We start from the raw sequence: 20,997 nt of genomic DNA on the forward strand, positions 1-20,997 counted from the left end.
GAACATGACCAGGACCGGGATGTATGCGGTGAGTGCGTTCATGAGGTAAGCATCATGCGCCCGCATGACTCCTGACAGTGGCAGGACTGCCGCACACCTTCAATTTCCTGCCACTCGGCGGCACACTGGCGGCATGCTGCAGAACGTGGCCGTCATCCTCCTCGACGGCGTGCACCCCTTCGAACTCGGCGTCGTCTGCGAGGTGTTCGGCATCGACCGCAGCGACGAGGGGCTGCCGGTCTACGACTTCGCGGTCGCCTCGGCGGAGGGGCCGACGCTGACCACCCACGCGGGCTTCAGCCTGCGTACGGAACACGGGCTGGAGCGGCTGGAGAGCGCCGACCTGATCGCCGTACCGGCCGGACAGACGTACGCGGAGCGGGAGTACCCGCCCGAGCTGCTCGACGCGCTGCGCCGGGCCGTGGACCGGGGGACGCGGGTGCTCAGCGTCTGTTCCGGGGCGTTCGTGCTGGGCGCGGCGGGACTCCTGGACGGGCGGCGTTGCTCGGTGCACTGGCGGCACGCCGAGCAGCTGGCCCGGCGGTATCCGCGGACGACCGTCGAGCCCGACGTGCTCTACGTCGACGACGATCCCGTGATCACCTCTGCGGGGACGGCGGCCGGCATCGACGCCTGTCTGCACCTCGTCCGCAAGGAGCAGGGGCCCGAGGTCGCCAACAGGATCGCCCGGCGGATGGTCGTACCGCCGCACCGGGACGGCGGTCAGGCGCAGTACATCGAGCGGCCGCTGCCCCGGTCGCCCTGCGACACCGTCGGTGAGGTGCTCGCGTGGATGGAGCAGCACCTCGACCAGGAGGTGACCGTCGAGCAGCTCGCGGCCCGCGCCCACATGTCGCCGCGCACCTTCGCCCGCCGCTTCCAGCAGGAGACCGGCACGACCCCCTACCGCTGGATCCTGCGCCAGCGCGTCCTGCTGGCCCAGCATCTGCTGGAGGCGACGGACGAGACGGTCGACGCGATCGCCGGGCGCACCGGCTTCGGTACGGCGGCGGCGCTGCGGCACCAGTTCGTGCGGGCGCTGGGCACCACCCCGAACGCCTACCGGCGTACGTTCCGGGGCCCGGAGGCCGCCTGAACGCACGCCGGGAGCGGACCTCTCATCGGGGCAGCGGCTTCAGCAGCAGCTGCTTCGGGTGCAGGGTGATGCCCACCCGGGTGGCGTCGTCGGAGCCCGGGACCTGCTCGAAGCGGAACGACCCGGCGAGCACCGCCGTGACCAACGTGAGCAGGGCCATCGAGAAGTGGTCACTGGGACACTTGCGGTTGCCCACGCCGAACGGCCGCATGGCGTACTTGGGGATGTCCTTCGACCGCTGCGGATGCCACCGGTCCGGGTCGAACTCGAGGTGGCGTTCGTAGGAACGCGCATCGCGCTGGATCGCGTACGGGCTGTACACGATGTCGGCACCGGCGGGAATGCGATACCCGCCGAGTTCGGTGTCGGCGACCGCCCGCCGCGTCAATATCCATACGGCGGGGAGCAACCGCATCGCTTCCATGACGACGTTGTTGGTGTGCGTCAGCCGGCGTACGTGCTCGAATGCGACGGGCTTACCTCCGGTTACGGCGTCGACCTCGGCGCACACTTTGTCCGCCTGTTCGGGATGGTCGGCGAGCACCAGCAGCAGGGACATGATCGTGGACGCGATGGTTTCGCTGCCGGGGGTGAGTATCGCGACGACCTGGTCGTGGATCTCCTGTTCCCCGATCGGGTCGCCATTGTCGTCCTTCGCTTCCAGCAATGCCGTCAGCAAATCGTCCGGCCTTTGACCGGACGACCGGCGTTCGGCGATGATCTCGTCGACCAGGAGATGCAAATCGGCCAAGGCCCGGTTGAATTCGCGGTTGGCCGGAAGCGGCAGCTTGTACAGGGGTCCGAGCGGCACCACCATGCGGTGGTACATACCTTGGAACACGCTGGCGAGCGCGATGCACAGCCGCTCGGCCCGCTCGTCCATGTACTGCCCGCGCAGCAGACAGCGGGCGGCGACGCGCACCGCGATGCGGAACGACTCCGAGGTGCAGTCGATCGTCTCCCGGGACTTCCAGCGCTCGGTGAGCGCGTGCGTCTCCTCCTCCATGATCGGCCCGTAGGCGGGGATGGCGTCGAGCCGGAACGCGGGCTGGATGGTGCGCCGCTGCCGGCGGTGCAGCGGGCCGTTGGCGGTGGCCACGCCCTCCTTGCCCAGCAGGCCTTCCAGGGACTCCCACAGGGGTCCGGCGATGATGTAGTCGGGGCTGAGGGCGAGGGCCCCGGTGAGATCCGGGTGGGTGACGGCGTACACCGTCTTCGGGCCGAGCTTGATGCGGACGACGTCGCCGTGGTCGCTCAGCCGGGCCATGAAGGCCAGCGGATCGCGGGCGAGCCGCAGGCCGTGGCCGAGGAGCGGAACCCCGCCACCGGCCAGGGGCGGCTCACGTAATTCCGCCGACCCGGGGGTCTCTGGTTTCACCGACTCGATGGTCATTTCTCACCTGCCGCTTCGTTGTTGACGTACGGAGGGGTGGACCGGTCGTCCCAGCTGTCGACCATGTAGCGGCCGGATTCGTGATGGAACCAGTAGACCGAGCTGAACCAGTTCCGCATGTTCTCCACGCAGTCACGTACGGCGGTGCCCAACTGCTTTCCGTGGACCGTCCCGTCGTCGAGCCGATCGGCCAGCCGCAGGACGTCCTTTTCCACGGCGAGGAACTCGGATATGCATTCCTCGACGCGCCGCCGGACCTCGTCGACAGCTTCTTCCAGGGTCAGCCCCTCATGGGTGACGAGACTGATTCCGAGATTGTGGACCTCGTCGCCCGCTATTTCCTTGGGAAGCGAGCAGAGGTCGTTGTACCAGGCGGCGAATTCCTGGCTGAGCAGGGCCGCCCGCCGATAGGCCGGGTGTTTCCGTACCGCGTCCGGGAGTTCGCATCCCGCGCTTTGTTCCAGCAGGTCCGTCCAGATCCAGTGCGCGAAGGTCAGCCGACGCAGCGCGAGATACTCGGCGACGGTCGGGATCCGTCCCTCGACACGATTGCGGAATTCCCGGTCGTACGCCTCGATCACCTCGTGGAAGTGCCGGGCGAACCGCGCGTTCCACGTTCCGGGAAGGAAGGAGTACAGCCGGCCCACACTGTCCGCGAGTCCCGCGACCAGTGGGTCCTCGTGGTGCAGATGAGCCGTCGGCGCGTCCAGCGCGGCATGCAAGCGGAACCTCAACTGCCGCCAGGCGGCGGCCCGATCGTGCACGACGTCACGGTCGTGCCGGTCGTCCCAGACGAAGAACCAGGCACTGTAGTCGGCGATCGCCTGGAGCACCTCGTCGGATGCGCCGAGGTAGTAGCCCGCCATCAGATCGGTGTAGCACAGTCCGTCGGCATATTCCGCGACCTTGTCCGCCGGCATGAGCCGCTTTTCCAGCAGCCATGAGCGCGTCTTCTCCTGCAACCGCGGCCAATATGGATGCAGTTGCCGGGGAAAGGCCGCCTCGATGACCGGGAGAGAGAGCGAGGGAGGAACCGCGACCGCGGTCACCGTCGCTGTGGTGCGGTATGTGGTGCTGTATGGGAAAGCTGGCACGAACAACCCCTCTCAGCCGCCAGTGGTCGCACGCCCCTCCCGCCGTGCCGGGCGTGCGCCGTCGCGTATCCCCGCACTTCCCATTCAGCACTACAACTGACCGCTCTGGGAACGGATTTGCTGTATTCGTCATCCCGAGATGCCGAGAATCCACCCCTGGGATGACTGGTTATGGCTCAGCGGCTGCACATAAGCGATCGAACGTGCGTCGGACACACGAACGAGGCCTGGCCGGGAGCGATCCCGGCCAGGCCTCTTGGGAAAGGGAGGTGGTTCAGTCGTTCGCGACCACGGGGTAGCGCGGTTCGTTCTCGGCCATCTGCCGCAGGGCTTCCTTGCGTTCGCGCTTGGAGAGGCGGTCGATGTAGAGGTACCCGTACAGGTGGTCGGTCTCGTGCTGCAAACACCGAGCGAAGTAGCCGGTGCCGCGCACCTTGATCGGGTTGCCCTTCTCGTCCTGCCCGGTCACCTCGGCGTAGTCCGGCCGCGCGAGCGGCGCGTACGCGGTCGGCACCGACAGGCAGCCCTCGTTGCTGTCGTCCAGCCGGCGCTTCTCGGCGGGCAGTTCCACCAGCTTCGGGTTGCAGACCACACCGACGTGCCGCACGCCCTCGTCGTCGGGGCAGTCGTAGACGAACACCTTCAGGTCGACGCCGATCTGGTTGGCGGCCAGGCCCACGCCCTCGGCGGTGCGCTGCGAGGCGAACATGTCCGCGACCAGCTGCTGGAGCTCCTCGCCGAACTCGGTGACGTCCTTGCACTCCTTGTGCAGCACCGGGTTGCCGACGACGGTGATCGGCCGCGAGGTCCCGGCGTCCCGCCAGGCCTGCTCCCGCTCCTCCGTCTCCTCGGTGTCGATGACGAAGCCCTCGTCGTCCACGGGGAGCACGCCCGCGTGCTGCTGATCGGTGTCCTGCTGCGCCATGACCGACGTATGCCTTCCTCAGAAAAACAGGGGATGAATGCTCGATACAGGGTACGGGGAACGCGCCCCTTCAGCGCGCGGCGCTGCATCGATGTGCGGCTCCGCCGCGACGGGGGAGCCACCAGCGGCGACGAACCCGCAGCCGGAGGACGTCAGCAGACCTCCTCGAGATCCCGCCAGTCCCTGGAGTCGGGGCTGTCGGCGACCCACCCGTCCAGCAACCCCCTCACCAGCGAAGCGGGCGCGGCCACCCCGCACTCCCGTTCCGGCACCCACAACTGCCCGTCCGTCCGGTGACCGAGCGGCCCGGGATGCCCCGGCTCACTGTGGTCGTGCGGGTCGAGATGCTCGCCGTCGCCCTCGTCGGCCGGCATCCGCGACTCCGAGCACATCCGGCACAGCAGCCGCACGGAGGACGACCAGTCCTCGGCGGCGAACCCCGCGTCGGCGGCGAGCTGCTCCAGCGCGTCCCGGTCGGCCTCCGTCGCGGCCTCCAGCAGGACCACCCAGGTCGGCACGGGCGACGGCGCCCACAGCTCGATCTCGTCGAAGACGGGGTAGGCGTGCCCGGCGGACGTGGTCCGCTCGCCGTGCGGCACCCCGTCGTGCAGCACGACCTCGCCCCAGCGCCGCCCCGAGGACGGCAGCGGAATCGACAGCACCTCTGTCCGGGCGGGGTCCAGCCGCCGCCCCCACACCACCTCGGCCTCCCCCTCGGGCGACAGCCGTACGGCCGCGCTGCCCAGCTCCATGCCGAGGGGCTCGCCGGAGGCGGTCGCGCCGCCCGGCACGTACAGCCCGTAGGCCTGCCAGGCGCGCCGGGCCAGCGGCCAGTCCTGCAGGGCGGTGGCGGCGATGCCGACGTTCCACCAGTCGGGGGCGCCGGTCTCCCGGTCGAGCAGGGCGACCGCGCGCAGACCCGCGGCACGGGCCTGCTCCCAGTCGTGCCGGAACTTGTGCAGCAGGGCGAGGTTGAACCAGGACTCCGACAGCCAGGGCTCCAGATCGGCGGCACGTGTCAGCAGCGCGCCCGCGTCCTCGTACCGGCCGTCGCCGATCAACGTGAACGCGCGGTCGGTGGCCTGCCGCCAGGAGGCGGAGGGCCGGTGCCGTCCCTTGCCGAAGATCCTCACGATTCCCGCCTGCCAGTTCCGTGACGTGGGCTGGCCGTGCCCCCGGACTCTCTCCCTCGCATCCAACCACGTGTGGCTGGAACAGCGCTCATTACCCATGGGTTACCCACCGGCAGGGAGGGTCAGACAGTCCCGCCGGCCCGCCACCACCCTCATCCGAGCCTCCCCCGGAGCCGAACGCCCGGGGGCGCCGCCACCGCGCCGCACCTTTGATTCGACAGCACTCTGGCCAGCGCTTCCACCACGTCCGGCGCGTACTCCCCGCCCGTCCCCAGCCGCAGCTCCTCCAGGGCGGTGAGCGGCCCGCCGGGACCGGCGTCGCGCACCTTCTCCTCGTAGGCGTTGACCACCCGCACGATCCGGGCGGCCACCGGCTGCTCGGGGTAGGGGTCGGCCTGGCGCTCCACGACGGTGGCGACCTGGGCGCTCGCCCCGGTCTGGCGGACGACGGCCCCACCGAGCAGCGCGATCCGCCGCTGTTCCGCGAGCGGCAGCCCGGACGTGGCACCGGCCGGGACCGGGTCGACGAGACTGAGCTGCCCGATGTCGTGCATCAGGGCCGCGTACTCCAGCACGGTCAGCTCGGGCTCCGTGAGGCCCAGGTCGCGTCCCACGTCCTGGCTGAGGGCGGCGACCCGGCGGGCGTGCCCGGCGGGGGTGTACCCGGCGATCTCGGTGGCGCGGGCGAGGGAGGCGATGGTCTGCCGGTAGGTGGCACGGACGGCGGCGTACCGGCGCAGGGAGTGCTGGGTCAGCAGCAGCGGCACCGAGAACACGGGCAGCGCCCACAGCCCGACGACGGCCACCGCGAGCGCCATCACCGCGCCCGTCGCGCACACGGCCGACCCGATCCCGGGCGCGCACCGCAGCTCGTCGCGGAGCAGCGGGGTGAACGGCCAGCAGGTGCGGGAGTGCGCGAGCGCGGCGGCGACCACGGCGTCGCACAGCACGGTCAGGACGAGCAGCGCGAGCAGCAGCAGCGCGTACGCGAGGCCGCTCCAGTGGTCGAACACGCCGTGGTTGTAGAGGGGCTGGAAGCACACGGCGGTGAAGCCGACGGCCAGCACCCGCCTCACCAGGTGGTCCAGGACGGGCCCCTGCCCGCGCGCCAGCTGCGGCACGCTGCCGAGCAGGGAGGCGGCGGCCACGACCGACACGACCTGCGTGACCCCGTGGTGCGTGGCCTGCCCGGCGTGCTCCCCGAGCAGCGCGTACGACAGCGACCCGGCGGTCCCGAGCGGCGCGGCCTCGCGCAGGCCCGGGCCGCTCAGGGGGGTGCTCCCGCTCAGGGAGGTCCCGCCGCTCGGGCGTGGTCGGGAGCGCTCCTGAAGCCGGCAGCGGGGAAGGGTCAGCTCGCCGACGGCGATCAGTGCGCCGAAGGCGAGGGCGAGGGGCCGCTCCTCGACGCCCGTGCGGAGGGTGACGAGGAGGGAGACGGCGACGAGCAGGGCGGCGGCGGTGTGGAGGAGGGCGAGCAGGGGGCGGCGGGAGGTCATCGGCGTGCTCCGGGCCGGTCGGGGACGTGGGCCGGGGGCGGCACGGTGGGCCGTGTCTCGTCGGCGGTCACCACGGGATGCCATCCGTCCCGGGCGATGACCCGGACCAGCGCGGTGACCATCCGGGGGTCGAACTGGGCCCCTGCGCACCGCTGGAGCTCCTCCAGGGCCACCTCCACCGGACGGGCCCTGCTGTAGGACCGGGTGGAGGTCATCGCGTCGAAGGCGTCCGCGACCGCCACCACCCGTGCGCACTCCGGGATCTGGCTCCCCGCCAGCCCGTAGGGGTAGCCGCTGCCGTCGATCCGCTCGTGGTGGTGGAGGATCGCCGAGCGGGCCTCGCCGAGGAAGGAGATGCCCCGGGTGATCTCGTGCCCGTACTCGGGGTGCAGTTCGATCACGCGCCGTTCCTCGGGGGTCAGCGGCCCGTCCTTGCGCAACAGCCGGGTGGGCACGCCGAGCTTGCCGACGTCGTGCAGGATCCCGGCGAAGCGGAGCACCTCGATCCGCCCCTCGTCCATCCCGAGCTCGCGAGCGATCAGCATCGAGGCCTGTCCGACGCGCTCGCTGTGGCCGCGGGTGTAGCCGTCCTTGATGTCGACGGCCTGCACCAGCGCGCGGATGGTGGCCTGGTGGGCGGCCCGCTCCCGGTGGTACTGCGCGAACACCCACCAGGAGACGCCCATCGGGAACAGCACCAGCAGCGCGGCGACCGGCCCGTAGGGGCTGCGCCACAGGACGGCCATCATCAGCCCGGCGAGCCCGTGCACCCCTACGGGTGCGAGCGAGCGCAGGAAGAGCCCGCGCCAGCACCGCAGCGGCGGCAGCCCCTCGGCCAGCGCGAGGATCCCGCCGTCCAGCGCGGCGAAGACCAGGCAGAACACCAGCACGGCGGTCCCGGCGGGCAGCAGCGCGTAGGGGACGTCCGAGGCCTCGACGGCGTCCTGCCCGTCCAGCGCCTCGTGCACCCGGGAGGCGGCCCAGACGCCGATCACCAGATGGGCGGCGCGCCAGATGCGCCGCAGCAGGAAGGGCCGCTGCTCGACCAGGGAGAACAACGCGCCGGGCAGCGGGACGAGCGCGGCGGCGGACGGCGGCAGCAGGAAGGCCCCGGCGAGCAGCACGGGGTAGCAGGTGCCGGCGAACCGGCGACGGGCGATCCGCTCACCGCCGGCGTACAGCGCGGCGAGCAGCAGGACCGCCCACCAGGGCGCGCGCACGGACGGCAGCGGGGACAGACAGAGCAGCGCGCCGAGGACGACACAGACGAGGTACGCGCGCGCCCGCGTCGGGATCCCCTCCATGTCGCCTCCCCCGACCACGCCTTCTCCAGGCTCCGGTTCAGGCTCCGGAGCCTAGGGTGGCGAGGGGTGGCGGCGCGGGCATCACCCGCGGATTAGCACATTCGGGTGACAGCTGCGGTGTCAGGATTCCTGAGGGGTGGCTGTCACGTCGTGCTCGGGCACGGCTCCTCCGGAGCGGATCAGGTCGAGCCGCCCCAGCACCTTGGCCCGCAGGTCGGTCGGCACCTCGTCATGGCCGCAGCACCGCTTGACCAGCTTCTTCACGGCCTCTTCGAGTCCGTACTTCTCCAGGCACGGCGAGCACTCGCTGAAGTGCTGCTTGAACTTGTCGCGATCGACGTCCGGCATCTCACTGTCGAGGAACTCGTAGAGATGATCGAGGACCTCACTGCAGTCCGTCTCGTGCGGGTCTCCGCAGCTCATGAGCCCGAGCCTTTCTCGTCCGACTCTCCGGCGCCGGCCGGGACGAGCCCGCGCTCACGGGCGTAGTCCTCGAGCATGCCGCGCAGTTGACGGCGGCCCCGGTGCAGCCGGGACATCACCGTACCGATGGGTGTCCCCATGATGTCCGCGATCTCCTTGTACGCAAAGCCCTCGACGTCCGCGAGGTACACGGCGATGCGGAACTCCTCGGGAATGGCCTGAAGCGCTTCCTTCACGTCCGAGTCGGGCAGGTGGTCCAGCGCCTGGGACTCGGCCGAGCGCAGCCCCGTCGACATGTGCGACTCGGCGCGCGCGAGCTGCCAGTCCTCGATCTCCTCGGCCGCGCTGCGCTGGGGTTCGCGCTGCTTCTTGCGGTACGAGTTGATGAAGGTGTTGGTGAGGATCCGGTACAGCCAGGCCTTGAGGTTGGTGCCCTCACGGAACTGGTGGAAGGACGCGTACGCCTTGGCGTACGTCTCCTGCACGAGGTCCTCGGCGTCGGCCGGGTTGCGCGTCATGCGCAGCGCCGCCGAGTACATCTGGTCGAGGAACTCGAGCGCGTCCCGCTCGAAGCGCGCGCTGCGCTCGGCGGAGGACTCGTTGCCCGTCTCCGCGCCCATGCCCTGGCCCTCGGGCAGCTCCGCCTGGCCGTTGTCGGTCCCTGCGTCGGTACCGGTGACCGGACCCACCTCCTCAAGATTGCGGGCAGGACCGAAACCGGTCCCACTCGCATCGGAGGATAGACGACGACCGGTGCCTCCCGCCGCTCCAAAAGAAGCGGTCCTGGCCGCGTGCAGCACCGTCCAGTCCAGGTCAGTGCGGCTGCTGCGGCTCGGGCATATGGTCGAACCCATGCGGCGGACTTCCTCTCCTACGACGTCGGTGCTGGTGGTTCAGCACTTCTGTCCGCCTCAACAGCGACCCGCCCCGCAACATTCCCCGCCCTTTACCTCAGTGACGCGACCCACCGCACGACACCGGCGGTCACGACCTCCAGGGCCTGCTCCTGGCTGATCGTGGCCCGCTTGGGCACGGCGAGGCCATGATCGCCGTACGGCACCTCCACGAGTTCATACGCCCACCCGTCTCCCACCACCGCCCTTGCACCGACGCGCTTCGCGCGGCCCCTCCTGAAATCGGGGAACTCCTCCGGCCGCCCCCAGGGATCGTTGCCGCCCTGTACGACGAGCGTGGGCACCCCGGCGCCGAGCAGCTCGTCGGCGCGGGACCGCTCGGGCTTGCCCGGCGGGTGGAGCGGGAAGGCGAGCGCGAGGACGGCGTGGGCGCCGAGCTCGGTGGCCGTACGGCAGGCCACGCGCGCACCCGCGCTGCGCCCGCCGGAGATCACCGGCGGCCCGGCCTTCGCCAGGGCCGGCCAGATCCCGCGCCAGCCGACGTCGAGCGTCTTCGGCGCCGGCGCCACCTTCTTCCCGGCCACCCGCCAGGGCTGCTCGACGAGGGCGACGGTCACGCCGTGTTCCGGCAGGACGCGCGCCAGCGCCTGGAGGTCGCGCGCCTCGACGCCGCCTCCGGCGCCGTGGCTGACGGCGAGGGTCAGTTCCGGCTTCTTCGCCCTGTGCCAGGTGATGCGGGCGTCCCCCGCCTCCGTGGCGATGATCTCGGTGGTCACGTCAGAAGAGTGTGCCCTCTTCGGGCCCCTCCAGCTCCTTCAGCAGCTCCGGGCCGTTGTTGCGGACGTTGCTGACGGCCGTGGAGACCGGGTAGGCGCGCATCAGGCCGGCGGGCGGCGGTTCGAGAAGCGGGCGCAGGTCCTCGACGTCGGTGCGGGAGGGGTCGAGCCAGGCGTCCCAGCGGTCGGGGGTGAGCATCAGGGGCATCCGGGGGTGGATGTCGGCCAGGGTGCGCGGGCCGTCGGCGGGGGCCACGGCCAGCGGGGTGCTCTCGGCCTCCGTCGTGATGACCGAGCAGGTCACCCACCACGACCGCGGGTGGTCGTCCGGCAGTGTCCGGTCCCGCCAGAACTCGTACAGCCCGGCCATCGCGAAGACCGAGCCGTCGGCCGGGAGGACGAAGTAGGGCTGCTTGCGGGGCCGCTTCTTCCTGCCCTCGACCTCCAGCTCGCGCTCCTGCTGCCCGGTGACCCACTCGTAGTAGCCGTCGGCGGGGATGATGCAGCGCCGGGCGGCGAAGGCGCGGCGGTAGGACGGCTTCTCGTGGACGGTCTCCGCGCGCGCGTTGATCATCCGGGCGCCGCCCTCGGGGGTCTTCGCCCAGGACGGGACCAGTCCCCACTTCAGCGTGCGCAGCTGACGAACCGGGCGCCCCGTGACGGAGGAACTGGTGGACGCGGTCTCCGCGTCCTTCAAGGGACGGTCCAGTACGACGTGGACCTCCTTGGTCGGGGCCACGTTGTAGTCGGGCGCGAGGGTCTCCTCGGGCTCCCACTTCTCGATTTCAAAGATTCCTGCGAGATCCTCGGGCCTGCGACTCGCTGCATACCGTCCGCACATACGTGCCACACTGCCAGGCCCACCCGCCACCCGACCACCACCCCCCGACGACGGCGCTACGCGCCGACGCCTGTTGACCGAGAGCAGAGGGAGCCACCAGGAAACATGGACAGCACCGCATCCACCGCGCTGCCCGACCTCTGGGACCGGCTCGTCGGCACCCAGCCCGACCCCGACCTGTGGGTGGTGATCGCCACCGCGGCCGCCGCCCTCGCCGTCGTCGTGCCGCACAACCTGTGGCGCGTGTCGCGCAACGCGATCACCATCGCCCATGAGGGCGGCCACGGCCTGGTCGCGCTGTTGACCGGCCGGCAGCTCACCGGGATACGCCTGCACTCCGACACCAGCGGCCTGACCCTGAGCCGCGGCAAGCCGCACGGCCTCGGGATGATCCTCACCGCGGCCGCCGGCTACACCGCTCCCCCGCTGCTGGGCCTGGGCGGCGCCGCGTTGCTGGGCGCCGGCCGCATCACGCTGCTGCTGTGGCTGGCGACGGTCCTGCTGGTGGCGATGCTGGTGATGATCCGCAACGCGTACGGGGCGCTGACGGTGGTCCTCACGGGCGGCACCTTCCTGCTGGTGTCCTGGCTGGCGGGCCCCCAGGTGCAGGCGGCGTTCGCGTACGCGGTGGTGTGGTTCCTGCTGCTGGGCGGGGTGCGGCCGGCGTTCGAGCTCCAGGCGAAGAGGGCGCGCGGCGGCGCCGGGGACTCGGACGCGGACCAGTTGTCGCGGCTGACGCATGTGCCGGCGGGCTTGTGGCTGTTCCTGTTCCACGCGGTGTCGCTGTGCTCACTGATGGGTGGCGGCCGCTGGCTGCTGGAGACGTGAAACGCCCTGCTCCGGGGCGCTCGGCGCGTCGGTGTGCGGCTGCGCCGCGCTGAGGTCCCCCCGGCTCGGACAACGCCGGGAGCGGGGGAGCGACCAGCCCCGACGGCGCCGCACCCGAACGTCGGCCCACCCCGTCGGAGACTAAAGTGGGCGCATGCCCGAAACCCCCGCCCACACCGCCCTCTGGCCCGCCCCCCACGCGAGCGGAGCCGTCGACGCGACGGTCCACGTGCCGGGGTCCAAGTCGGTCACCAACCGCGCCCTCGTGCTGGCCGCCCTGGCCTCGGAACCGGGCTGGCTGCGCCGCCCCCTCCGGTCCCGCGACACCCTGTTGATGGCCGAGGCGCTGCGCGCGATGGGCGTCGGCATCGAGGAGACGGTGTCGTCCAGTTCCTCCGTCGCGGGCGGCCCCGAGGGCACCGGCGAGGCCTGGCGCGTGCTGCCGGCGGGCTTCCGCGGCCCGGCCACGGTCGACGTCGGCAACGCCGGCACGGTGATGCGGTTCCTGCCGCCGGTGGCCGCGCTCGCCGACGGCCCCGTCCGCTTCGACGGCGACCCCCGGTCCTACGAGCGTCCCCTGAACGGCGTCATCGACGCGCTGCGGGTTCTCGGCGCCCGGATCGACGACGACGGCCGGGGCGCGCTGCCGCTGACGGTGCACGGCGGGGGCGCTCTGGAGGGCGGCCCGGTGGAGATCGACGCGTCCTCCTCGTCCCAGTTCGTCTCGGCGCTCCTCCTCTCCGGCCCGCGCTTCAACCAGGGCGTCGAGGTCCGCCACATCGGCTCGACGCTTCCCTCCCTGCCGCACATCCGTATGACGGTGGACATGCTGCGCGCGGTCGGCGCCCAGGTGGACACCCCCGAGTCGGGCGGCGAGCCCAACGTCTGGCGGGTCACGCCGGGCGCCCTGCTCGGCCGGGACCTGACGATCGAGCCGGACCTGTCCAACGCCCAGCCGTTCCTGGCGGCGGCGCTGGTCACCGGCGGCCGGGTCGTCATCCCGGACTGGCCGGCCCGCACCACCCAACCGGGCGACCGGCTGCGCGAGATCTTCACCGAGATGGGCGGATCCTGCGAGCTGACCGAGTACGGCCTGGTCTTCACCGGTTCGGGCTCGATCCACGGCATCGACGTCGACCTCGGTGACGTCGGCGAGCTGACCCCGGGCGTCGCCGCGGTCGCCGCCCTCGCGGACTCCCCCTCCACCCTGCGGGGCGTGGCCCATCTGCGCCTGCACGAGACGGACCGGCTGGCCGCGCTCACGAAGGAGATCAACGAGCTCGGCGGGGACGTGACGGAGACCGCCGACGGCCTGCACATCCGCCCGCGCCCCCTGCACGGCGGGACCTTCCACACCTACGACGACCACCGCATGGCCACGGCCGGCGCGGTCATCGGCCTGGCGGTGGACGGCGTGCGGATCGAGAACGTGGCGACGACGGCGAAGACCCTGCCGGACTTCCCGGAGCTGTGGGCCGGGATGCTCGCGGGATAGGGACGGCAGGAAACAGCCATGCGCCGCTACGGCAAGCACACCGACGAGGACGACATCCGCTCCCGCCCGAACCGCAGGGGCAACCGACCGCGTACGAACATCCGGCCCAAGCACGAGGACGCCGCCGAGGGCATGGTCCTCACCGTCGACCGCGGCCGTCTGACGTGCCTGGTCGACAACCGGATCGTGCTGGCGATGAAGGCCCGCGAACTCGGCCGCAAGGCGGCGATCGTGGGCGACCGGGTCGCCCTGGTCGGCGATCTGTCCGGGCAGAAGGACACCCTCGCGCGCATCGTCCGCATCGAGGAACGCACGTCGGTGCTGCGGCGCACGGCGGACGACGACGACCCGTACGAGCGGGTGGTGGTCGCCAACGCCGACCAGCTGGCGATCGTCACGGCGCTCGCCGACCCCGAGCCCCGCCCCCGCCTGATCGACCGCTGCCTGGTGGCCGCCTTCGACGGCGGCCTCACTCCCCTGCTGGTCATGACGAAGTCGGACCTGGCGTCGCCGGACAAGCTGCTGGAGCTGTACGGCAACCTTGACATCCCGTACGTCGTCACCAGCCGCGAGGAGTTGGAGAACGGCGGCGCGGCGGACCGGGTGCGCGAGCATCTGACCGGGCGGATCACGGCGTTCGTCGGCCACTCCGGCGTCGGCAAGACGACCCTCGTCAACGCGCTGGTCCCGGAGGAACGGCGGCGGCTGACCGGCCACGTCAACGCGGTGACGGGCCGCGGCCGCCACACGACCACGTCGGCCCTCGCCCTCCCCCTGGAGGGCACGGACGACTGGGTCATCGACACCCCGGGCGTACGGTCCTTCGGCCTCGCCCACATCGACCCGTCCCGGGTGATCCACGCCTTCCCCGACCTCGAGCCGGGCACGGTCGGCTGCCCGCGCGCCTGCAGTCACGACGAGCCGGACTGCGCGCTGGACGCCTGGGTGGCGGAGGGCCACGCGGACCCGGCGCGGCTGTACTCGCTGCGGCGGCTGCTGTCCACGCGGGAGCGCACGGAGGGCGACTGACCTCCGCGTTGTTTGTCGGTGCGTGAGCCCGGTAAGTGCATAATCGCACCGAGCCGCACACACGGGAGGACAGCACATGGCGTGGCTGCTGGTCATCGTCGCGGGACTGCTCGAGACCGGCTTCGCCGTCTGCCTGAAGCTGTCGCACGGTTTCACCCGGTTGTGGCCGACGATCGCCTTCTGTGTGTTCGCCCTCGGCAGCTTCGGCCTGCTGACCCTGGCGCTGAGAAAGCTCGACGTCGGCCCGGCGTACGCCGTGTGGACCGGCATCGGCGCGGCGGGCACCGCGATCTACGGAATGATCTTCCTCGGCGACCTGGTGTCGACCCTGAAGATCGTCTCGATCAGCCTGGTGATCATCGGGGTGATCGGCTTGCAGCTGTCGGGGTCGGCGCATTAGGGCGTGTTTCGAAAGTAGCGTCGTCTGCCCGAAGGGCAGGCCCGGCGGCGTCTGGTGCGTGCGATCGCAAGGCGGAGGGTCGCCCCGATACTGGTTGTATCGGGGCGAGCGTGCGTGCCAGGCGTCGCCGGGCAGACGGGACTTTAGAAACACGCCCTACTGGGCCTGCCCGGCGGATCAGGCCGCAGGAAGTGACGGCGGCTCGTCTCGTCAGCGCGGGTGAGCGGGGGCGACGGGGGTGCCCCGGGCGGGGTTGTTCGAACGTCGCCATGTTCAAGACCCACCAGTGTCAACAACGCTCGTGATTGATACAGCTAACCGGCGACTTGCCGGTGCAGGGCGCCGCGCACCAGTTCCGCGACGCCGCCCTCCTCGGGCGGCGCGGCCACGCAGGACAGGGCGAGCCGGACGGCCAGTTCGCAGGACCGGGCCAGTTCGGTGGTGTCGGGCGTCGCGCCGGGACCGGTGAGCGCGGCCACGGCCCGGTCGCGGACGGTCGCCACGAGATCGCCGGGTGAGGGCAGCGGCCCGTCGGCCCGCCGCTGCGCCGGCACGGACGAGGAGGACGGCACCGCCGAGAGCGTCGGCGACGGCAGGCGCTCGCTCCAGAAGCCGGTGAGTATGGCGCGTACGAGCACGTTGCCCCGGGCGGCCGACGTCGTCCACTCGGCGGCCGCGGTGAGCCTCTCCCGGGCGTCCCCGTGCACCGCCAGCGCCCGCTCGACGCCGGCGAGATACGCGTCGGCCTCCCGCCTGACGAGCGCCCGGGCCAGCCCTTCCTTGCTGCCGAACTCGTTGTACAGGGTCTGCCGGGACACCCCGGCCGCCGCGGCGACGTCCACCATGCGCACCGCGGCCCACGGCCGACGCACAAGCGCCGTGAAGGCGGCGTCCAGTAGGGATTCCCGGGCAGCAGGCATCATCGCCTCCCTGGGGCGACCGACTCTGCGCCCAGATTTGACGCGACCGGATGCACTGTCAAGGGTTCGCGGGAGGAGTGGGGGCGGCTGTTTGCCATGGAACGGTGAGGGTCGACGACAGGGGTGCCGTCGGGTGGGACGAGATCCGACCGAGCCGGCCCACCCGACAAACACAGGGTGCCCGACAACAGCGGACCCAAGCCCCGACCCGCCTCCCTTGACTCGGCGAACACGCACACCGCCGAGCTCCGGGCACCCACGCGTACCACCCAGGGCAGCGCCCACCCCGCAGCGCCGGACCCCCCAGCACCGACCGACCCGCACGTCGTCCCCATCCCGCACCGGCCGGCCCCGACCCACGACCCCACCCGCACAACCCGCCTCCACCACCCCCACGTCCACTCCCCGATCCCCTGTGGCCCCACCCCCATCTCGGCGGATACCGTTCCTTCCATGCCGGACTACCTCGACGACCTCCGCCTCGCGCACGTCCTCGCGGACGCCGCCGACGCCGCGACCATGGACCGCTTCAAGGCCCTCGACCTCAAGGTCGAGACCAAACCGGACATGACCCCGGTGAGCGAGGCCGACAAGGCGGCCGAGGAACTCATCCGCGGCCAGCTCCAGCGCGCCCGCCCCCGCGACGCGATCCTCGGCGAGGAGTACGGCATCGAGGGCACCGGCCCCCGCCGCTGGGTGATCGACCCGATCGACGGCACGAAGAACTACGTACGCGGCGTCCCCGTCTGGGCCACCCTCATCTCGCTCATGGAAGCGGCGGAGGGCGGCTACCAGCCCGTCGTCGGCGTCGTCTCCGCCCCCGCCCTGGGCCGACGCTGGTGGGCCGCGAAGGGCCACGGCGCCTACACCGGCCGCAGCCTGTCCTCGGCCACCCGCCTGCACGTCTCCCGCGTCTCCCGGCTCTCCGACGCCTCCTTCGCGTACTCCTCGCTGAGCGGCTGGGAGGAGCAGGGCAGGCTCGACGGCTTCCTCGACCTCACCCGCGAGGTGTGGCGCACGCGCGCGTACGGCGACTTCTGGCCGTACATGATGGTCGCCGAGGGTTCGGTGGACCTGTGCGCCGAACCGGAGCTCTCCCTCTGGGACATGGCTGCCAACGCCATCGTCGTGACGGAGGCCGGCGGCACCTTCACCGGTCTCGACGGCCGTCCGGGCCCGCACAGCGGCAACGCGGCCGCGTCCAACGGTCTGCTCCACGACGAGCTGCTGGGGTATCTCAACCAGCGCGACTGATCGACACAGATGAGCGCGCACGCCCTCAATTGGCCGCGCGCGCCCTCTTGTTGACCCTCGCTTTACCTGGGACGCTGAGAGCACCCTCAATTTGTGAACTTGTGAATCACCGAACCACCCCGGTGGTCCCGGTGATTCCCAGGAGGTGACTCGGAACCCATGCTCGTCCGCGACGCCATGAGCACGCTGGTCCTCACCATCGGCCCCGCCCACACCCTCCGCCAGGCCGCCGCCCTGATGTCCGCACGCCGCGTCGGCGCGGCCGTGGTCCTCGACCCGGACGCCGGCGGCCTCGGCATCCTCACCGAACGGGACATCCTCAACTCCGTCGGCCTGGGGCAGGACCCGGACACGGAACACACCCACGCCCACACCACCACCGACGTCGTCTTCGCCGCCCCGACCTGGACCCTGGAGGAGGCGGCCCACGCGATGACCCACGGCGGCTTCCGGCACCTCGTCGTCCTCGACCGGGGCGAGCCGGCCGGCATCGTCTCGGTCCGCGACATCATCCGCTGCTGGGTACCGGCACGGCAGCAGATCCCGGCCTGACCGGTCCGGGGCCCTCCGCACGCACGAACGGACGGGCCGGACTTCCCCGAGGGGAAATCCGGCCCGCCGCTCGGATCAGTCTCAGACCAGGTCGAACCGGTCCAGGTTCGACACCTTGACCCACGCCGCGACGAAGTCCTTCACGAACTTCTCCTTGGCGTCGTCGCTCGCGTAGACCTCCGCGAGCGCGCGCAGCTCGGAGTTCGAGCCGAAGACCAGGTCGGCACGGGTGCCGGTCCACTTGACCTCGCCCGTGGCCGCGTCGCGGCCCTCGAACGTGGTCTGGTCCTCGGACGTCGACTTCCACGTCGTGCCCAGGTCGAGCAGGTTGACGAAGAAGTCGTTCGTCAGGACGCCCGGCGTCTCGGTGAGGACGCCGTGCTTCGACTGCTGGTAGTTGGCGCCCAGGACGCGCAGGCCGCCGACGAGGACCGTCAGCTCGGGCGCGCTGAGGTTCAGCAGGTTCGCCTTGTCGATCAGCAGGTACTCGGCGGGCAGGCGCTGGCCCTTGCCGACGTAGTTGCGGAACCCGTCGGCCTTCGGCTCGAGCGCGGCGAAGGACTCCACGTCCGTCTGCTCCTGCGAGGCGTCCACCCGGCCCGGCGTGAACGGCACCTCGACGTCGAAGCCGGCGTCCTTGGCGGCCTTCTCGACGCCCGCCGCACCGGCGAGCACGATCAGGTCGGCCAGCGAGACCTGCTTGCCACCGGCCTGGGCGGCGTTGAAGGACTCCTGGACGCCCTCCAGGGTGCGCAGCACCGAGCGCAGACGGTCGGGCTCGTTGACCTCCCAGTCGAGCTGCGGCTGGAGGCGGATGCGGGCGCCGTTGGCGCCGCCGCGCTTGTCGCTGCCGCGGAAGGAGGCGGCCGCCGCCCACGCGGTGGACACCAGCTCGGACACCGACAGGCCCGACTCGAGGAGCTTCGCCTTGAGGGAGGCGACGTCCGCGGCGTCGATCAGCTCGTGGGTGCGCTCCGGCAGCGGGTCCTGCCACACCAGCGTCTCCTCCGGGACCTCCGGGCCGAGGTACAGCGACTTCGGGCCCATGTCACGGTGGGTCAGCTTGTACCAGGCACGGGCGAAGGCGTCCGCGAACTGGTCGGGGTTCTCGTAGAAGCGACGCGAGATCTGCTCGTAGACCGGGTCGAAGCGCAGCGCCAGGTCCGTGGTGAGCATCGTCGGGAGGTGCTTCTTCGACGAGTCGTGCGCGTCGGGGATGATGGCCTCGGCGTCCTTGGCCACCCACTGCTTGGCGCCGGCCGGGGACTCGGACAGCTCGTACTCGAACTCGAAGAGGTTCTTGAAGAAGCCGTTGCTCCACTGGGTCGGCGTGGCGGTCCAGGTGACCTCGAGGCCACTGGTGATGGTGTCGCCGCCCTTGCCGGTGCCGTAGGTGCTCTTCCAGCCCAGGCCCTGCTCCTCGAGCGAGGCGGCCTCGGGGTCGTTGCCGACGTGGTCGGCCGGGCCCGCGCCGTGGGTCTTGCCGAAGGTGTGACCGCCCGCGATCAGGGCGACCGTCTCCTCGTCGTTCATCGCCATGCGGCGGAACGTCTCGCGGATGTCGCGGGCCGCGGCGATCGGGTCCGGGTTGCCGTTCGGGCCCTCGGGGTTGACGTAGATGAGGCCCATCTGGACCGCGCCGAGGGGCTCCTCCAGCTCACGGTCGCCCGTGTAGCGCTGGTCGTCGAGCCAGGTGGTCTCGGGACCCCAGTAGACGTCCTCGTCGGGCTCCCAGACGTCCGCGCGGCCGCCGCCGAAGCCGAAGGTCTCGAAGCCCATCGACTCCAGCGCGACGTTGCCCGCGAGGATCATCAGGTCGGCCCAGGACAGGCTCTGGCCGTACTTCTTCTTGACCGGCCACAGCAGACGGCGGGCCTTGTCGAGGTTGGCGTTGTCCGGCCAGCTGTTCAGGGGGGCGAAGCGCTGCTGGCCGGCGCCGCCGCCACCGCGGCCGTCGCTGATCCGGTAGGTGCCCGCGCTGTGCCAGGCCATGCGGACCATCAGCGGGCCGTAGTGACCGAAGTCGGCCGGCCACCAGTCCTGCGAGGTGGTCAGCACCTCGGCGATGTCCCGCTTCACGGCGGGCAGGTCCAGGGACTTGAAGGCTTCGGCGTAGTCGAACTCCTCACCGAGCGGGTTCGCCACGGCGGGGTTCTTCGCGAGGATCTTCAGATTGAGACGATCCGGCCACCACTGGCGGTTTCCGCCGCCCTGAGTCGGATGCGGGGCGCGCCCGTGCGCGACCGGGCAGCGACCTGCCTCCTCCGGCTTCTCGTCGGTGACGATCGCGTCGTGGTTCTCAGTCATGGGGGAATCCTTTTGGGAGGACGGGGCGGATCACAGTGCGAGGAACTGCCAGCGGTGGTACGTCCGGGTCTCGGGTCCCGGTGGACGACCCTCGGCCTCGTCGTGAGAGAAACCCGGCCCCGCGGTCGCGCACCCCGGAGGCGGCCGCCACCCGCAGACCGGCACCGCACGGCTTCTCGGCGGTGGCCGGAGTCTGGGACTCACTCACGTACCAAAGGTCACTTCTGTCTGTTCCTGTCACTTGGCCGAAGCCGAGATCGATCCTACAATGGACAATGTCTAAGTCAAGTGAGACTCCAAAGTCACACCCGTTCGGGACCTGGTCCCCCTGCTGTTAGGCTGATCTGTATGAGTGACCTTCTGGAACGGCTGCGCGGTCGCGGATGGCGGATGACCGCGCAGCGGCGTGTCGTGGCCGAGGTCCTCGACGGCGATCACGTCCACCTGACGGCCGACGAGGTGCATGCCCGCGCCGTCGCCAAGCTGCCCGAGATCTCCCGTGCGACCGTCTACAACACGCTGGGCGAGCTGGTCTCGCTCGGCGAGGTGCTCGAGGTCGCGACCGACAAGCGCGCCAAGCGGTACGACCCCAACGCCCACCGCCCGCACCACCACCTGGTCTGCGCCCGGTGCGGCGCCATCCGCGACGTGCACCCGAGCGGCAACCCGCTCGCCGACCTCCCCGACTCCGAGCGCTTCGGCTTCACGGTCTCGGACGTCGAGGTGACCTACCGCGGCATCTGCCCGAGCTGCGCGGCGGCGTAAGCCACACCCCCCGCAAGCCCCGGCATCCCCCAGGGAGCCGGGGCTTCTTGCTGCACCCAGGGGCCCGGACTTCGTGCCGCGCACGCGGGGTGCCGACGCGCGGGGCCGCCTA

Annotated in this window: 20 protein-coding genes; 8 read left to right on the forward strand and 12 right to left on the reverse strand. The window is 71.2% G+C overall.

Features of this window, described 5'->3' with window-relative positions; genetic code table 11:
* Window positions 1-133: 133 nt before the first annotated feature.
* Window positions 134-1,096: a GlxA family transcriptional regulator gene (locus ACPT94_RS05110; protein ID WP_360336009.1), complete on the forward strand. Its 963-nt coding sequence runs from the start codon at window positions 134-136 to the stop codon at window positions 1,094-1,096.
* Between the two features lie 22 nt (window positions 1,097-1,118).
* On the opposite strand, the gene ACPT94_RS05115 is transcribed toward ACPT94_RS05110, so the two are convergent.
* The 10 genes from ACPT94_RS05115 to ACPT94_RS05160 all read right to left on the reverse strand — a co-directional run bounded on the left by ACPT94_RS05115 (window position 1,119) and on the right by ACPT94_RS05160 (window position 11,335).
* Entirely contained in the window at window positions 1,119-2,489 is a 1,371-nt protein-coding gene (locus ACPT94_RS05115) for a bifunctional albaflavenone monooxygenase/terpene synthase (protein WP_425245218.1), read from the reverse strand.
* Entirely contained in the window at window positions 2,486-3,583 is a 1,098-nt protein-coding gene (cyc1, locus tag ACPT94_RS05120; protein WP_360336013.1) for an epi-isozizaene synthase, read from the reverse strand. The genes ACPT94_RS05115 and cyc1 overlap by 4 nt, the downstream gene beginning before the upstream one ends.
* A 274-nt stretch (window positions 3,584-3,857) precedes the next feature.
* Window positions 3,858-4,508, reverse strand: coding sequence for a peptide deformylase (gene def, locus ACPT94_RS05125; protein ID WP_425245219.1), 651 nt, complete (start codon window positions 4,506-4,508; stop codon window positions 3,858-3,860).
* Window positions 4,509-4,660: 152 nt separating this feature from the next.
* Window positions 4,661-5,641, reverse strand: a complete 981-nt coding sequence (locus tag ACPT94_RS05130; protein WP_360336017.1) for a tetratricopeptide repeat protein — start codon at window positions 5,639-5,641, stop codon at window positions 4,661-4,663.
* Window positions 5,642-5,793: 152 nt separating this feature from the next.
* Entirely contained in the window at window positions 5,794-7,137 is a 1,344-nt protein-coding gene (locus ACPT94_RS05135) for an HD-GYP domain-containing protein (protein ID WP_425245220.1), read from the reverse strand.
* Window positions 7,134-8,441 carry an HD-GYP domain-containing protein gene (locus tag ACPT94_RS05140; RefSeq protein WP_425245221.1) on the reverse strand — a complete coding sequence of 436 codons (1,308 nt, stop codon included), beginning with the start codon at window positions 8,439-8,441 and terminating at the stop codon, window positions 7,134-7,136. The genes ACPT94_RS05135 and ACPT94_RS05140 overlap by 4 nt, the downstream gene beginning before the upstream one ends.
* Window positions 8,442-8,561: 120 nt before the next feature.
* Window positions 8,562-8,864, reverse strand: a complete 303-nt coding sequence (rsrA, locus tag ACPT94_RS05145; protein WP_360336023.1) for a mycothiol system anti-sigma-R factor — start codon at window positions 8,862-8,864, stop codon at window positions 8,562-8,564.
* Complete coding sequence (locus ACPT94_RS05150; RefSeq protein WP_360336025.1) at window positions 8,861-9,553, reverse strand: sigma-70 family RNA polymerase sigma factor; 693 nt, start codon at window positions 9,551-9,553, stop codon at window positions 8,861-8,863. The genes rsrA and ACPT94_RS05150 overlap by 4 nt, the downstream gene beginning before the upstream one ends.
* A 257-nt stretch (window positions 9,554-9,810) precedes the next feature.
* Entirely contained in the window at window positions 9,811-10,494 is a 684-nt protein-coding gene (locus ACPT94_RS05155; protein WP_360336027.1) for an alpha/beta hydrolase family protein, read from the reverse strand.
* A 1-nt stretch (window position 10,495) separates the two neighbouring features.
* Window positions 10,496-11,335: an SOS response-associated peptidase gene (locus ACPT94_RS05160; RefSeq protein ID WP_360336029.1), complete on the reverse strand. Its 840-nt coding sequence runs from the start codon at window positions 11,333-11,335 to the stop codon at window positions 10,496-10,498.
* Between the two features lie 105 nt (window positions 11,336-11,440).
* Between ACPT94_RS05160 and ACPT94_RS05165 the strand changes: the two genes are divergently transcribed.
* The 4 genes from ACPT94_RS05165 (at window position 11,441) to ACPT94_RS05180 (ending at window position 15,087) form a co-directional block, all read left to right on the forward strand.
* Window positions 11,441-12,163: a M50 family metallopeptidase gene (locus ACPT94_RS05165; RefSeq protein WP_360336031.1), complete on the forward strand. Its 723-nt coding sequence runs from the start codon at window positions 11,441-11,443 to the stop codon at window positions 12,161-12,163.
* 154 nt (window positions 12,164-12,317) lie between these two features.
* Window positions 12,318-13,658 carry a 3-phosphoshikimate 1-carboxyvinyltransferase gene (aroA, locus tag ACPT94_RS05170; RefSeq protein WP_360336033.1) on the forward strand — a complete coding sequence of 447 codons (1,341 nt, stop codon included), beginning with the start codon at window positions 12,318-12,320 and terminating at the stop codon, window positions 13,656-13,658.
* Between the two features lie 18 nt (window positions 13,659-13,676).
* A complete protein-coding gene (gene rsgA / locus ACPT94_RS05175; RefSeq protein ID WP_360336035.1) occupies window positions 13,677-14,687 on the forward strand; it encodes a ribosome small subunit-dependent GTPase A in 1,011 nt (336 codons plus the stop codon).
* 76 nt (window positions 14,688-14,763) lie between these two features.
* Window positions 14,764-15,087 (forward strand): DMT family transporter, encoded by a 324-nt coding sequence (locus ACPT94_RS05180; RefSeq protein WP_360336037.1) that lies wholly within the window; start codon window positions 14,764-14,766, stop codon window positions 15,085-15,087.
* A gap of 314 nt (window positions 15,088-15,401) precedes the next feature.
* Here ACPT94_RS05180 and ACPT94_RS05185 read toward each other — a convergent pair whose 3' ends face one another.
* Window positions 15,402-16,010 carry a TetR/AcrR family transcriptional regulator gene (locus ACPT94_RS05185; RefSeq protein WP_425245222.1) on the reverse strand — a complete coding sequence of 203 codons (609 nt, stop codon included), beginning with the start codon at window positions 16,008-16,010 and terminating at the stop codon, window positions 15,402-15,404.
* Between the two features lie 450 nt (window positions 16,011-16,460).
* On the opposite strand from ACPT94_RS05185, the gene hisN reads away from it, so the two are divergent.
* Both hisN and ACPT94_RS05195 read left to right on the forward strand, forming a co-directional pair.
* Complete coding sequence (gene hisN / locus ACPT94_RS05190) at window positions 16,461-17,261, forward strand: histidinol-phosphatase (RefSeq protein WP_425245223.1); 801 nt, start codon at window positions 16,461-16,463, stop codon at window positions 17,259-17,261.
* 159 nt (window positions 17,262-17,420) lie between these two features.
* A complete protein-coding gene (locus ACPT94_RS05195; RefSeq protein ID WP_360336043.1) occupies window positions 17,421-17,813 on the forward strand; it encodes a CBS domain-containing protein in 393 nt (130 codons plus the stop codon).
* Window positions 17,814-17,894: 81 nt separating this feature from the next.
* Here the strand turns inward: ACPT94_RS05195 and katG are convergent, their stop codons facing one another.
* Window positions 17,895-20,120: a catalase/peroxidase HPI gene (gene katG, locus ACPT94_RS05200; RefSeq protein ID WP_360336045.1), complete on the reverse strand. Its 2,226-nt coding sequence runs from the start codon at window positions 20,118-20,120 to the stop codon at window positions 17,895-17,897.
* A 348-nt stretch (window positions 20,121-20,468) separates the two neighbouring features.
* Between katG and ACPT94_RS05205 the strand changes: the two genes are divergently transcribed.
* Window positions 20,469-20,885: a Fur family transcriptional regulator gene (locus ACPT94_RS05205; protein WP_360336047.1), complete on the forward strand. Its 417-nt coding sequence runs from the start codon at window positions 20,469-20,471 to the stop codon at window positions 20,883-20,885.
* Window positions 20,886-20,997 lie beyond the last annotated feature (112 nt).

The organism is Streptomyces aurantiaciflavus (assembly GCF_049808595.1).
Classification (GTDB): domain Bacteria; phylum Actinomycetota; class Actinomycetes; order Streptomycetales; family Streptomycetaceae; genus Streptomyces.

Bases quoted from the DNA above. Each gene is read 5' to 3' on its own strand.
- ACPT94_RS05135 (WP_425245220.1), bottom strand. From the start codon at position 7,137: ATGACCTCCCGCCGCCCCCTGCTCGCCCTCCTCCACACCGCCGCCGCC.
- ACPT94_RS05165 (WP_360336031.1), top strand. From the start codon at position 11,441: ATGGACAGCACCGCATCCACCGCGCTGCCCGACCTCTGGGACCGGCTC.
- ACPT94_RS05185 (WP_425245222.1), bottom strand. From the start codon at position 16,010: ATGATGCCTGCTGCCCGGGAATCCCTACTGGACGCCGCCTTCACGGCG.
- hisN (WP_425245223.1), top strand. From the start codon at position 16,461: ATGCCGGACTACCTCGACGACCTCCGCCTCGCGCACGTCCTCGCGGAC.
- ACPT94_RS05205 (WP_360336047.1), top strand. From the start codon at position 20,469: ATGAGTGACCTTCTGGAACGGCTGCGCGGTCGCGGATGGCGGATGACC.
- ACPT94_RS05110 (WP_360336009.1), top strand. From the start codon at position 134: ATGCTGCAGAACGTGGCCGTCATCCTCCTCGACGGCGTGCACCCCTTC.
- rsgA (WP_360336035.1), top strand. From the start codon at position 13,677: ATGCGCCGCTACGGCAAGCACACCGACGAGGACGACATCCGCTCCCGC.
- ACPT94_RS05195 (WP_360336043.1), top strand. From the start codon at position 17,421: ATGCTCGTCCGCGACGCCATGAGCACGCTGGTCCTCACCATCGGCCCC.
- def (WP_425245219.1), bottom strand. From the start codon at position 4,508: ATGGCGCAGCAGGACACCGATCAGCAGCACGCGGGCGTGCTCCCCGTG.
- aroA (WP_360336033.1), top strand. From the start codon at position 12,318: ATGCCCGAAACCCCCGCCCACACCGCCCTCTGGCCCGCCCCCCACGCG.
- ACPT94_RS05140 (WP_425245221.1), bottom strand. From the start codon at position 8,441: ATGGAGGGGATCCCGACGCGGGCGCGCGCGTACCTCGTCTGTGTCGTC.
- ACPT94_RS05160 (WP_360336029.1), bottom strand. From the start codon at position 11,335: ATGTGCGGACGGTATGCAGCGAGTCGCAGGCCCGAGGATCTCGCAGGA.
- ACPT94_RS05180 (WP_360336037.1), top strand. From the start codon at position 14,764: ATGGCGTGGCTGCTGGTCATCGTCGCGGGACTGCTCGAGACCGGCTTC.
- rsrA (WP_360336023.1), bottom strand. From the start codon at position 8,864: ATGAGCTGCGGAGACCCGCACGAGACGGACTGCAGTGAGGTCCTCGAT.
- katG (WP_360336045.1), bottom strand. From the start codon at position 20,120: ATGACTGAGAACCACGACGCGATCGTCACCGACGAGAAGCCGGAGGAG.
- ACPT94_RS05115 (WP_425245218.1), bottom strand. From the start codon at position 2,489: ATGACCATCGAGTCGGTGAAACCAGAGACCCCCGGGTCGGCGGAATTA.